At 71.9% G+C, this 13144-nt stretch carries 8 protein-coding genes; all 8 read right to left on the reverse strand.

The window, feature by feature from the left end; translation table 11 throughout:
• Window positions 1-132: 132 nt before the first annotated feature.
• Window positions 133-3735 (reverse strand): transcription-repair coupling factor, encoded by a 3603-nt coding sequence (mfd, locus tag EJK16_RS12580; RefSeq protein WP_127129797.1) that lies wholly within the window; start codon window positions 3733-3735, stop codon window positions 133-135.
• A 178-nt stretch (window positions 3736-3913) separates the two neighbouring features.
• Complete coding sequence (locus EJK16_RS12585; RefSeq protein WP_127129799.1) at window positions 3914-4528, reverse strand: DUF2231 domain-containing protein; 615 nt, start codon at window positions 4526-4528, stop codon at window positions 3914-3916.
• A 240-nt stretch (window positions 4529-4768) separates the two neighbouring features.
• Window positions 4769-6697 carry an ABC transporter ATP-binding protein gene (locus tag EJK16_RS12590; RefSeq protein ID WP_240646008.1) on the reverse strand — a complete coding sequence of 643 codons (1929 nt, stop codon included), beginning with the start codon at window positions 6695-6697 and terminating at the stop codon, window positions 4769-4771.
• 238 nt (window positions 6698-6935) lie between these two features.
• Window positions 6936-8414 carry a glycoside hydrolase family 71 protein gene (locus tag EJK16_RS12595; protein WP_127129801.1) on the reverse strand — a complete coding sequence of 493 codons (1479 nt, stop codon included), beginning with the start codon at window positions 8412-8414 and terminating at the stop codon, window positions 6936-6938.
• An 85-nt stretch (window positions 8415-8499) separates the two neighbouring features.
• Window positions 8500-9276: an SGNH/GDSL hydrolase family protein gene (locus EJK16_RS12600; RefSeq protein ID WP_127129803.1), complete on the reverse strand. Its 777-nt coding sequence runs from the start codon at window positions 9274-9276 to the stop codon at window positions 8500-8502.
• A 158-nt stretch (window positions 9277-9434) separates the two neighbouring features.
• Entirely contained in the window at window positions 9435-11456 is a 2022-nt protein-coding gene (locus tag EJK16_RS12605) for an endo-1,3-alpha-glucanase family glycosylhydrolase (RefSeq protein ID WP_127129805.1), read from the reverse strand.
• Between the two features lie 323 nt (window positions 11457-11779).
• Complete coding sequence (locus EJK16_RS12610) at window positions 11780-12538, reverse strand: CDP-alcohol phosphatidyltransferase family protein (protein ID WP_127129807.1); 759 nt, start codon at window positions 12536-12538, stop codon at window positions 11780-11782.
• Between the two features lie 285 nt (window positions 12539-12823).
• The coding region (locus tag EJK16_RS19635) for a hypothetical protein (protein ID WP_370276033.1) at window positions 12824-13144 on the reverse strand (321 nt) is incomplete at its 5' end.

The raw sequence follows: 13144 nt of genomic DNA on the forward strand, positions 1-13144 counted from the left end.
TTCCCCGGCGCCTGCGCTGCCGGCTTGCTGTGCTGAACCTCACCCATCGTAGGGGCAGCGCGGACATGTCCCCGACACCGGGGCCCCGACGGTCGTCGCCGGCGCCGTGCGCCCGGCCCGAAGCGGCGGCCACTACCGCGCAGCGGTCCCCACCTTCGCCGCGACCGCGACCGAGTCGCCGATCACGGACCCGATGAGCTCGCTCACCCAGTCCAGCAGGGCGACGTCGCGCAGCGGCTTGCCGCCCAGGCGGGCCGTCATCGGGAAGGGCACGAGGATGGTGCGCACCGCCGGCTTGAGCACGGTGCCGGGGTAGAGCCGCTTGAGCCGGAGCTGCGCGGACTCGGCCAGCTCGACCGGCGCGAGGCGGACGAACTTGCCCTGCGCGGTCACGTCGGTCAGCCCCACGGCGCGGGCCCGCTCGCGCAGCGCGGCGACGGCGAAGAGCCGGTCCACCGGGTCGGGGATCGGGCCGTAGCGGTCGACGAGCTCCTCGCGCACCGCCTGGATGGAGGCGTCGTCGCTGACGGCGGCGATCTTGGCGTACGCCTCGAGGCGCAGGCGCTCGTGGGCGATGTAGTCGTGCGGGACGTGCGCGTCGATCGGCAGCTCGATCTTGACGTCGGCCTTCTCCTGCTCCTTCTCGCCGCGGAACTCGGCCACGGCGTCGGAGACCATCCGCACGTAGAGGTCGAAGCCCACGCCGGCGATGTGGCCGGACTGCTCGCCGCCCAGGAGGTTGCCGGCGCCGCGGATCTCGAGGTCCTTCATGGCCACCTGGATGCCGGCGCCGAGGTCGGTGTGCGCGGCGATGGTCGCGAGACGGTCGTGCGCCGTCTCCGTCAGGGGCTTCTCCGGGGGGTAGAAGAAGTAGGCGTAGGCGCGCTCGCGGCCGCGGCCCACCCGGCCGCGGAGCTGGTGGAGCTGGGACAGGCCGAAGGCGTCCGCGCGCTCGACGATCAGGGTGTTGGCGTTGGAGATGTCCAGGCCAGTCTCGATGATCGTGGTGCACACGAGGACGTCGAAGTCCTTGTTCCAGAAGTCCTGGATGACCTGCTCGAGCTGGTGCTCGCCCATCTTCCCGTGCGCGACGGCGATCCGGGCCTCGGGCACGAGCTCGGCCAGGCGCTGCGCGGCCTTGTTGATCGAGGAGACCCGGTTGTGCACGTAGAAGACCTGGCCCTCGCGCAGCAGCTCGCGGCGGACGGCGGCGGCGACCTGCTTCTCCTCGTAGGCGCCCACGAACGTGAGCACGGGGTGGCGCTCCTCCGGCGGGGTGGCGAGCGTCGACATCTCCCGGATGCCGGTGATCGCCATCTCCAGGGTGCGCGGGATGGGCGTCGCGGACATGGCCAGCACGTCCACGTTCGTGCGCATCTGCTTGAGCGTCTCCTTGTGCTCGACGCCGAAGCGCTGCTCCTCGTCGACGATCGCGAGGCCGAGGTCCTTGAAGTGGACCTCACCGGTGAGGAGGCGGTGCGTGCCGATGACGACGTCGACCGTGCCCTTGCTGACGCCGTCGCGCACGGCCGCCGCCTCGGCGTCGGTCTGGAAGCGCGAGAGCGCCTTGACGGTGACCGGGAAGCCGGCGTACCGCTCGGAGAAGGTGTCGAGGTGCTGCTGGACGAGGAGCGTGGTGGGCACGAGGACGGCCACCTGCTTGCCGTCCTGGACGGCCTTGAACGCCGCCCGCACCGCGATCTCCGTCTTGCCGTAGCCGACGTCGCCGCTGATGAGGCGGTCCATCGGCACGGCCTTCTCCATGTCGGCCTTGACCTCGTCGATGGTGACGACCTGGTCGGGGGTCTCGGTGTGGGGGAAGGCGTCCTCGAGCTCGCGCTGCCAGGGCGTGTCCGGGCCGAAGGCGTGCCCCTTGGTGGACATGCGCGCGGCGTAGAGGCGGATGAGCTCGGCGGCGATCTTCTTGACCGCCTTCTTGGCGCTGTTCTTCGTCTTGGCCCAGTCCGAGCCGCCCATCTTGCTCAGGGTGGGCGACTCGCCGCCGGTGTACTTGGTGACCTGGTCCAGGGAGTCGGTGGGCACGAAGAGCCGGTCGCCGGGCTGCCCGCGCTTGGAGCTGGCGTACTCGATGACGAGGTACTCGCGCGTGGTGGCGTCCGTCCCGGCGCCGATGGTGCGCTGGACCAGCTCGACGAAGCGGCCGACGCCGTGCTGCTCGTGGACCACGTGGTCCCCGGCGCGCAGGGCCAGGGGGTCGACGACGTTGCGCCGCTTGGACGGCATGCGGCGCATGTCCCGCGTGGAGGTGCCCGCGCGGCCGGTGATGTCCGCCTCGGACAGCAGCGCCAGCTTGAGGTCGGGGGCGACGAACCCGCGCCCCGACGACGCCGTGGTCACCAGCACCACCGAGGCGGGCGGCTCCTCGGCGATCTCCTCGACGAGCCGGGCGGGCACGTCCGCGGCGGCGAGCTGCTCGGCCATGCGGCGGCCGGGCCCGGGGCCCTCGGTCGCGAGCACGATCCGCCAGCCCTGGCGGACCAGGTCGGCGAGGTCCGTCAGCGCCCGGGCGACGTCGCCCTGGTAGCGCTCGACGTCGCGGGCGGCGACGGCGAGCGCGGCCGCGGCGCCGTCGTCGCCCATGAGCTCGGCGAGGGCGGCGTCGGCGGGCAGGGAGCTCAGCGACCACCAGCCCAGGCCGCGGGTCAGGGCCACGGCCCGGGCCTCGGCGAGCTGGGCGAAGGAGGCGGCACGCAGGTCGAGGGGGGTCTTGCCGCCCTGCGCGGCGGTGGCCCACGCGGCGGCGAGGAACTCCTCGGTGGTCGAGACGAGGTCGTGCGCGCGGCGGCGGATCTTCTCCGGGTCGGACAGGACCACGAGGGAGCGGTCCGCGACGAGGTCGAGGACGGGCTGCATGCCGTCGACCAGCGCGGGGGCGAGGGACTCCATGCCCTCGACGGCGATGCCCTGCCCCATCTTCTCCAGCATGTCGGCGGCGCCGGGGAGATCCTCGACGAGGGCGAGCGCGCGGCGGCGGATCGGCTCGGTGAGCAGGAGCTCGCGGCACGGCGGCGCCCACAGGCCGTGCTCGGCGAGCTCGAGGGAGCGCTGGTCCGCGACGGCGAACCACCGGATCTCCTCGACCGTGTCGCCCCAGAACTCGATGCGCATCGGGTGGTTCTCGGTGGGCGGGAACACGTCGAGGATGCCGCCGCGGACGGCGAACTCGCCGCGCCGCTCGACCATGTCGACCCGCGTGTAGGCGGCCGCGGCCAGGCGCGCGGCGACCTCCTCGAGGTCGACGTCCTCCCCCACCTCGAGGGAGACGGGCTCGAGCTCGCCCAGCCCCCGCACCACCGGCTGCAGCAGCGCCCGCACCGGCATGACCAGGACCGTCAGCGGCCCGGACTGGCCACCGCCGGCGACGGGGTGCGCGAGGCGCCGCAGGACGGCGAGGCGGCGGGCGACCGTGTCCGAGCGCGGGGAGAGGCGCTCGTGGGGCAGCGTCTCCCACGCGGGGAAGACGGCGACCTCGTCGTCGGCGAGGTAGTTGCGCAGGGCGGTGGCGGCCTCGTCGGCCTCACGGCCGGTGGCCGTCACGAGGACGACCGGGCGGCCCTTCTCCCCGCCGGCGAGCTCGGCGATCAGCGGGGTGCGGACACCGAGGGGGGCGTTGACGGTGACCTCGGGCGGCAGGACCGGTTCGTGCGCCATCTCGGTGGCGGAGCCGACGCCGGGGTCGGTGCGCAGCAGCGGGAGCAGTCCGGTGAGCTTCATGGGTCCTTCGCGGGGAACGGCGGTGAGGGCGCGCTGCGCCGTCGTCGCCGCCCGGGCCGGCCGGGCGTGCCGGCGGACCGGGCCCTGGGCGGGCAGCACGCGAGCCCCGCATCCGGGTGGAGGCGGGGTCTGGCACGAGTCTACGGCCGCGGCGTCGGCAGCGATAAGCGGCGCCCGGTCATCCGCCGGAGGGGGCGGGGACGGACGTGCGCGGCGCGGAGTCCCCCTGGCCGACGCCGCCCCACACGGAGCGAGCACCGCTCTCGCCCACCCGGAAGACCTGGAGCCCCGTGGCCAGCGCCGCGACCAGGGCCAGGACGGCGACGACGGTCGCGAGGCGCCGGCCGGGCGCCGTCGCCGGCTCGGTGCGCGGCGCGAGGCGGGTCCGGACCTGCGCACCCCGCGCGGCCGCGCCGGCGTCGGCGTCTCCCCCGTCCTCCGTCGTCGCCGGGGCGGCCGCCCGGGCGGCGCGACGCCTGCCGACGTCGGCGACCACGAGGGCCCACAGCAGGACCGTCAGCGGCACCGCGAAATAGACGAGCCGCTGCCCCTCGGCCTGGTGCGCCGCGAGGGGCGGCCCGACACGGCGCATGAGGGCGAGTCCGCTCTCGGTGGCGACGGGGACGAGTGCGGTGGCGACCGTGGCCACCAGCGCCACGAGGGGCGCGTACGCGCGGCGCCAGGCGGGCACGAGCACCACCACGATCGTGCCCGCGACGGCGAGCGGGAGGAGGACGACCACGGCGTGCACGACGAGCGCGTGCACCGGTAGGCCGGTGACCAGGTCCAGCATGAAGGGCTCCTTCTCTGCCGCGGAAGCGGCCGGTCGTGCCGTCACGAGGATGACCACGGCGAGAGGCCCGGAAGCGCCGAACGACGAGGGCGTCGCGCCTGACGCTCCTTGTACGTGGTGCGCGGGCGCGGGGATTGCCGCTCGGGTCACGACTGCCGTCCCCGCCGGTCGCCGCCGGTCGCCGCCGGTCGCCGCCGGTCGCCGCCGGTCGCCGGCAGGGACGCGCTTAGACGGTCCCCGTCAGGCGTCCTGGTGGGAGAACTGGGTCTCGTAGAGCTCGGCATAGAGGCCGCCGGCGGCGAGGAGCTCCGCGTGCGTGCCGCGCTCCACCACCCGGCCCGCGTCGATCACGGCGATGGAGCTGGCCTTGCGCACCGTCGACAGCCGGTGCGCGATGACGATGGACGTGCGCCCCACCATGGCGGTGTCCAGGGCAAGCTGCACGGCCGCCTCGGACTCGGAGTCCAGGTGCGCCGTCGCCTCGTCCAGCACGACGACGCGCGGCGCGCGGAGCAGGAGCCGCGCGATGGCCACTCGCTGCTTCTCACCGCCCGAGAGCCGATGGCCGCGGTCGCCCACGACGGTGTCCAGCCCTTGCGGCAGCCGCCGGACGAGCTGCTCGACGTGGGCCGCGCGCAGCGCGCCGAACAGCTCCGCCTCGGTGGCACCCGGCCGGGCATAGTCCAGGTTGGCGCGCACGGTGTCGTGGAACAGGTGCGCGTCCTGCGTGACCACGCCGACCGCCCGGTGCAGGCTCGACTGGCGCACGGTGCGCACATCCATCCCGCCCACCCGCACGACGCCGGACGTCGGGTCGTACAGGCGCGCGATCATCGTGGACAGGGTGGTCTTTCCCGCACCGGACGGGCCGACGAGCGCGAGCATCGTGCCGGGCTCGACGCGCAGGGAGATGCCCTTGAGGACCTCCTCGTCGAGGTCGCCGGCGCGCCCCGTGCGCTGCCGCGTCAGCGCCGCATCCGCCGCCGACCCGGCGGGCAGTCCTTCGAGGGAGGGCAGCGAGACCTGGGACGCGCCGGGGTAGGCGAAGTGGACGTCGTCGAGCTCGACGGAGAGCGGGCCATCCGGCAGGTCGACGGCGTCCGGCGCGTCGATGATGAGGGGCTCGAGATCGAGGACCTCGAAGACCCGCTCGAAGCTGACGAGCGCGCTCATGACGTCGACCTGAACGTTGCTCAGGGCGGTGACCGGGCCGTACAAGCGCCCCAGCAGCCCGGCGAACGCGACGAGCGTGCCGACCGTGACCGCGCCGTCGATCGCCAGCCAGCCGCCCACGCCGTAGACGAGGGCGGTCGCCAGCGACGCCATCGCGCCCAGCGCCGCGAAGAAGACGCGGCTGCTCATGGCGGTCTGTATCCCGACGTCGCGCACGTCCGCCGCCTTGGCCGAGAACTCGGCCTGCTCGCGCTCCGGCGTGCCGAAGAGCTTGACCAGCAGGGCGCCGGCCACGTTGAACCGCTCGGTCATGCGGTTGCCGAGCTCGGCGTTGAGCTCCATGCCGCGACGGTTCAGCCCGGCGAGGCGACGCCCCACCCGGCGGGCGGGCAGCAGCAGCGCCGGCACCACGAGCAGCGCGACGACGGTGATCTGCCAGGACAGCGCCACCATGGTCCCGAGGACGACGACGACCGAGATGACGTTGGAGACCACGCCGGAGAGGGTCGAGGTGAACGCACGCTGGGCACCGATGACGTCGGAGTTGAGCCGGGTGACCAGCGAGCCGGTCTGGCTGCGGGTGAAGAACGCCACCGACTGCCGCTGCACGTGCGTGAAGACGTCGGTGCGCAGGTCGTAGATGAGCCCCTCGCCGATCCGGGTGGAGAACCACCGCTGCACGAGGGCCAGGACGGCCTCGCCGACGGCGACCGCCGCCACCAGGCCCGCGAGGATCACGACGAGCCGGCGGTCTCCGGCGCCCACGCCGTCGTCGATGAGGCGCTGCAGCAGCAACGGCGTGGCCACCACCAGGAGGGCGCCGAGCACGACGAGGAGCAGGAACCAGGCAATCTGGAACCGGTAGGGCGAGGCGTAGCCCATCACCCGCCGGGTGGTCCCCGGCGTCAGTCGATGGTCCTTGACCGAGGAGTCCTGACGCAGCGTGCGCCCGAACCCCCCGCCCATGCCGCCCATGTGGCCGCCGCCCATGCTCATCCGAAGCCCTTGTCTCTCGTCGTGGCAGTGCCTCACGTGTCCTCGGGGAACCCGATCGCCCGTCAACCCTGTGCCGACGAGCCACCCACGCGGGCACGTCTCCATGGCCCCGGCGCCGCCCCTGGATGGTACGTCGGGCGGCCCGACCACGGGCGCGCCGGCGTGCCGACCAGGGCCGGGGACGCGGGCGAGAAACCGGCAACCTGGTGCAGGCCGGCCCTCCCTGGCCCCCGGGGTGTTAGCGGCGGCTGCTGACGGCGTAGTACTGCAGGTCCTGGTTGTCGGGCCGGGTGGTGACCGGGTAGGGCGAGGCCGCCACCCCGATGGACCGGCCGTTGCGCACGGCCGAGGCCCCGACGTTCCCTGTCTGCAGCGGGAAGGACTTCACCCCCACGCCGGCCGGCGCGGTGTAGGTGTGGGTCGCCGACCCGACCGTGACCGTGACCGCGGCCGGGGCGGTGAAGAACGTCTGGACCTCGACCGTGTCGCGGGCCGGGTCACGATCCCCGTGCTGCAGCGCCATCAGCCGGTGCGGGAGGGTCGGCTGCGCCGTCACCGGCTGCGTGCGGTGGGTCACGTAGACCGCGTCCCGCACGACCCGTGGGACCGCCCCGGTCTTGAACTGCGTGAGGTAGTACGCGTTCACGTCCAAGAACGCGTAGCCGTGCGACGCCGAGGGCGCGAACGACGTGTTCTCGCTGTAGTCGTTCCACGTGGTCAGCAGGGCAAAGTCCGCACCGTCGCCGATCGCCCGCGACCACGACGCCCGCAGGTTCCCCAGGTTCCCCGCCTCCCAGTAGACGCCCTGGTTCGGACGCTCGTCCTGCACCGAGACCGGCGCGATCCACCGCGACCCCAGCGCGTGCGCCTGCGCGGCATAGTTCGGGCCGGCCAGGGTGTTGCCCGGGTTACGCACCCCCCAGTTGCCCATCGCATAGCTGATCCCCGCGTACTCCGTCATCCGCGAGGCATCCAGGAAGACCGGCATGAACACCGTCTTGATCCCGTACTGGTTCTGCAGCACACCCATCAGGCTCGACCACCACGACGCCGGGCGGCCCTCCGCCTTGAACGCCGACAGGACGAACTCCCCCGAGCCCAACCGGTACGCGGCCGGCATCCTGGCCAGCTGCGCCATCTTCGCCGCGACCTCCGCCACGGGCGCCTGACCAGCACTGGCCGTCGTATCCAGCTGGGGCGCCACGACAAACCCCCGACCCGAGGCCTGCGCCGCCTCCATCACCTCGATGGTGCGGTCCCAGTTCCCCCCGGACAGGCTCAGCACAACGACGAAGAACCCATCGATGCCCGCATCCGCCGCCTGCTTCACCTCGGCACGCATGTCCGCCTGCGCCCAGTCCCCCGCCAACGGCTGACGCGCGATCGGCCGATCCCGCAGCAACCCGCCATACGCCCGATGCTTACCACCCTCCCCATCAGGCGCGAGATAGTTCACCGTGTAGTAATCACTCGCCGGCGCCTGGTTGTTGAACGAGATCGGATACGGCGGGAAATAATGCGCGAACACCTTCTTCCCCTGCCCCACACCCGCCACATCCACCGCCAACGGCCCACCACCCAGGTCACCCGAAGGAGGCACGGGCGGCGCCGCCGCCGGCGGAGGCGTCGCATCAACGGCCAACGACCCATCACGCGGACTTGTCAGCACTAGCGGCCTCACGATGGCGATCGATGTACCGACCACGACGATCAGCATGAGCAGGACGAGACCGAGCCGACGGGCGCGTGAGCCCCGCGTGCCCGGCCCGGCGCTGACCGGCTTCAGCCCTCCGTCGTCGTCCTTAGTCCAGCGCATCGAGCACGCGCCCAGCGATCGCCGCATGGCCGGCGTCACCGACGTGCGCGCCGTCGGGCAGGACCATGTCCTTGGTGATCGCCGGCGGATCGAGCAGGCTGACATAGACCGCGTCGGCAGCTTCCGCGCCCCGCCTGACCTCGGCGTCGAGCGCACGCGTGCTCTCGCCGGCCTCCCCGGGCGACGACGGGCCCACCGCGATGATGGTCACCCACGGCAACGCCGTACGCAGCGCCCGGAAGGTGGCATCGATCTGCGCGACAACGACGGCGGGCTCGCTGCCGAAAGCAGCAAGATCGTTCTGTCCCCCGGCGACGACGACGACATCGGGTGCGGCCGAGAGCACATCGGGAAGCGTCTGCAGGTAGTTGGGACAGTACGGCTGGCCGCATCCTTCGGCGCCCGCGGTGGCAAGGTAGCCGGTTCCGCCGCGGCCGAGGTTGACCTCGCGCCAGCCCTCCGTGGCGGCGACGACGGACGCCCACCGCGCCTCGGGGGAGCCCGCCCCTACCCCTTGGGTGTAGGAGTCGCCGAGGAAGACGGCGACCTTCTCGCCTCTCGGTGCGGCCTCGCTCCCCTGGCTGCCGACGATGAAGTACCACAGCGCTCCTGCGCCGAGGGCCAGGAGCACGACGAGGACAAGGTGGATCAGCCGCCTGGCATGACCGGCGGTCAACCGTGAGGCCATGCTGGATCGTCTCACGTAGGCAATCCGCGAGAGGGCGGAATGTGGAAGAAGATCACGGTGCTCGCGCAGCGGCATATTCGGATCTGCTGTTGACAGGTCGGCGCCCGCCGAGCTCGACGGGCGCCGACGCAAGACGCCCGGCCGGACGAATCCAGCCGGGCGTCCGCGTCATCCGCCTACCACCCGCCTGCGCCGGTCCGACCCGCGGGAGCGCGCTGGTCGCCCCCGGGGTGTTAGCGGCGGCTGCTGACGGCGTAGTACTGCAGGTCCTGGTTGTCGGGCCGGGTGGTGACCGGGTAGGGCGAGGCCGCCACCCCGATGGACCGGCCGTTGCGCACGGCCGAGGCCCCGACGTTCCCTGTCTGCAGCGGGAAGGACTTCACCCCCACGCCGGCCGGCGCGGTGTAGGTGTGGGTCGCCGACCCGACCGTGACCGTGACCGCGGCCGGGGCGGTGAAGAACGTCTGGACCTCGACCGTGTCGCGGGCCGGGTCACGATCCCCGTGCTGCAGCGCCATCAGCCGGTGCGGGAGGGTCGGCTGCGCCGTCACCGGCTGCGTGCGGTGGGTCACGTAGACCGCGTCCCGCACGACCCGTGGGACCGCCCCGGTCTTGAACTGCGTGAGGTAGTACGCGTTCACGTCCAAGAACGCGTAGCCGTGCGACGCCGAGGGCGCGAACGACGTGTTCTCGCTGTAGTCGTTCCACGTGGTCAGCAGGGCAAAGTCCGCACCGTCGCCGATCGCCCGCGACCACGACGCCCGCAGGTTCCCCAGGTTCCCCGCCTCCCAGTAGACGCCCTGGTTCGGACGCTCGTCCTGCACCGAGACCGGCGCGATCCACCGCGACCCCAGCGCGTGCGCCTGCGCGGCATAGTTCGGGCCGGCCAGGGTGTTGCCCGGGTTACGCACCCCCCAGTTGCCCATCGCATAGCTGATCCCCGCGTACTCCGTCATCCGCGAGGCATCCAGGAAGACCGGCATGAACACCGTCTTGATCCCGTACTGGTTCTGCAGCACACCCATCAGGCTCGACCACCACGACGCCGGGCGGCCCTCCGCCTTGAACGCCGACAGGACGAACTCCCCCGAGCCCAACCGGTACGCGGCCGGCATCCTGGCCAGCTGCGCCATCTTCGCCGCGACCTCCGCCACGGGCGCCTGACCAGCACTGGCCGTCGTATCCAGCTGGGGCGCCACGACAAACCCCCGACCCGAGGCCTGCGCCGCCTCCATCACCTCGATGGTGCGGTCCCAGTTCCCCCCGGACAGGCTCAGCACATCGACGAAGAACCCATCGATGCCCGCATCCGCCGCCTGCTTCACCTCGGCACGCATGTCCGCCTGCGCCCAGTCCCCCGCCAACGGCTGACGCGCGATCGGCCGATCCCGCAGCAACCCGCCATACGCCCGATGCTTACCACCCTCCCCATCAGGCGCGAGATAGTTCACCGTGTAGTAATCACTCGCCGGCGCCTGGTTGTTGAACGAGATCGGATACGGCGGGAAATAATGCGCGAACACCTTCTTCCCCTGCCCCACACCCGCCACATCCACCGCCAACGGCCCACCACCCAGGTCACCCGAAGGAGGCACGGGCGGCGCCGCCGCCGGCGGAGGCGTCGCAGGAGGAGCGGGGGCAGCCACCTCGGCGACCTCCAGCCGAAGCTTCGGAGCCCGGTCACCGCTCTTGAGAATCTTGATGTCCGGGCTCGGCTGCTTGTAGCTGAGCTGGAACGACACGGCTTGCCCTGGGACGACGGAGGAGACGCTGCTGAGCGGCACGTCCGTGCGCACGCCCTTGACCAGGAGCGCCGGGGTGTTCACCCTCGCGCCCGCCGTCGGCTTGTTGTTGTAGGTCAGGGTCCTCGCGTCCCAGCCGGACGAGGATGGGTAGATCTCCAGACCTGCCTTCGTCGCTGAGCTGGCCCAGGCATCGATCTCCAGCGTCGCACCGACGATCTTCTGGTTCGCCGCCAGTGCGGGCACATTGAACTTCAGGAATGTGTTGTACCGAGAGCTCGTCGCGATAGTGTAGATATGACCGTCCTGCGGAGCGTTCCTGGCATACGAATCCGTGAAGGTCATCTGCGCCGGCGCGACGGCAATCTTCGACGTGGTCGCCGCGTCAGCCGGGAGCGTCGCCGTGGTCAGGCCCGCAGCAAGCATGGCGAAGGCGGACAGAGCGATGAGTGACGCCCGAAGCCCGAGCCGTCGGTGCTGGTGTACGCGTCGTCGCTGTTGCCGGGGCTGCATGAGCGTCCTCCTCTAGGGTTTTGCCGCCGACCGTATCGGCAGAAGAGGACCGATATCCGTGCCTCCGTAACTCGTCCCCGAGGGAGAGAGCGCCCCTGCCTGGAGGTGCTCTCTCGAGGCAGCCACGCACGCGAGACGTCGTCGTCGACATCTGCGCAGGTCACGATCGCATAACACGGCGGGAGCGGCGGGCGCCACGCCGACCCTGAGGTGGCCCGTCGCGACGCGGTTGGCGGCAAAGTCTCCCAGGAATTTCTCACCATTCGAGACGGCAAGTTCGCCACACGTGTCGGTAAGCGCCCGATCAGCGCGTTCGTCGTGCGTCAGCCGGCGGTGCCGCCCACCCCGCCTGTCCCGGCGGACGCGGCCCGCCGCGGCAGCGACGACAGCTCGGTGAACCACTTGCCGAGCAGCAGACAGGCCAGGAACAGATTCGCCGCCGCGAATGCGGCATAAATCGTCGCGAACGCCCCGGGCATTCCGAGAAAGAGAAAGGTGAAGCAGAAGACGCCGTAGTCCGCGACGAGCAGAATCATGGACCGGAGCGCGGAGGGAGACTTCCCGTCGGCGACGGGACGGCTGCCCCGCAGGAGCAGCTCGGTCAGGGTTCCGCCGACGAAGAGGACGACCACCACGAGCATAAACAGCAGGGGGACGAGCAGCATCCGCTCGTCAGGCAGGTTGGCGTAGCGGTACCAGGAGATGAGAACGGCGGCGTGGATCCCGACCATCTTGGCCGCATCGAGCACGTGGTCCAGCCACTCTCCTGCCGCCCCTCCTCGACCGGTGAGGCGGGCCAGCTGGCCGTCGGCCGAGTCGAGCATGAACCCGAGGGCCAGCACCAGCCAGACGACGACGCCCAACCAGGGGGCCGGGGGCACGAGGGCGATCAGCGCAATACCAACGGCGGACACGGCACCACTGACGATGCTCACCTGGTTGGGTGTCATGGGGGTCAGGGAGGCGGCCGCCGCCAGTACGCGCCCTCCTGGCCGGTTGATCCACCTCGAGTAGTAGGACACGCCCTTCGAGCTCTTCTGGCGGGAGGAGAGCTGGCGTACAGCGTCACGGAATCGCGACATGCAGTGTCCTCTCGTAGGTGGCCTCGACGGCCCGGACGCCGGCGCGCCTCCAAGCGGTGCTCGGTCGAGCCCGCCGAGTTTCGGAGGCCCAGGTACTGAGTCTCTTGCCCGATGACCTGCACGGCAAGGACGGATGCGGGTTCGTTGCGGGCCGGGGAGGGATGTGCGGGTCGGCACGGCGGCGCAACGCCGCCGGGGCACGGCGCTGGGTGCGCCGTGCCCCGCCGGTGGTGCTACCTGCCGGTTCTCCTCACCCGCGACCCCCTGCCCGGGCGCGACGCCCCGTCACGGCGTCGGCTCGAAGACGAGGGTGAGCTGGGGCCGGTAGGTGGCCGCGGTGAACTCCTTGGCCCACAGCCACAGGGTGTCCGTGCTCGTGCTGCTCAGGGCCATCGTCCCGGCCCCGCCCAGCCGACCGGCCACGACCGCCGGGTCGAGCGCGACCTGGTACTGGGTGTTCGCCGCGCTCCCCCCGGCCAGCGTCCCCAGCACGCTCGAGGTCACCGTCGGGCGGTTGGCGTACGTGACCGCGTTCTCGGTCCACGCCCCGTCCGCCCAGGCGACCGTGTGGCTGCCGGCAGACCCGGCGGCCGGGTCGGTCGTGGT

Source organism: Georgenia sp. SYP-B2076 (assembly GCF_003991205.1).
Classification (GTDB): Bacteria; Actinomycetota; Actinomycetes; order Actinomycetales; family Actinomycetaceae; genus Georgenia.

What these genes read in the sequence shown, in the direction of transcription:
- mfd (WP_127129797.1), bottom strand. Translation starts at nt 3,735, where the DNA reads ATGAAGCTCACCGGACTGCTCCCGCTGCTGCGCACCGACCCCGGCGTC.
- EJK16_RS12585 (WP_127129799.1), bottom strand. Translation starts at nt 4,528, where the DNA reads ATGCTGGACCTGGTCACCGGCCTACCGGTGCACGCGCTCGTCGTGCAC.
- EJK16_RS12590 (WP_240646008.1), bottom strand. Translation starts at nt 6,697, where the DNA reads ATGAGCATGGGCGGCGGCCACATGGGCGGCATGGGCGGGGGGTTCGGG.
- EJK16_RS12595 (WP_127129801.1), bottom strand. Translation starts at nt 8,414, where the DNA reads ATGCTGATCGTCGTGGTCGGTACATCGATCGCCATCGTGAGGCCGCTA.
- EJK16_RS12600 (WP_127129803.1), bottom strand. Translation starts at nt 9,276, where the DNA reads ATGCCGCTGCGCGAGCACCGTGATCTTCTTCCACATTCCGCCCTCTCG.
- EJK16_RS12605 (WP_127129805.1), bottom strand. Translation starts at nt 11,456, where the DNA reads ATGCAGCCCCGGCAACAGCGACGACGCGTACACCAGCACCGACGGCTC.
- EJK16_RS12610 (WP_127129807.1), bottom strand. Translation starts at nt 12,538, where the DNA reads ATGTCGCGATTCCGTGACGCTGTACGCCAGCTCTCCTCCCGCCAGAAG.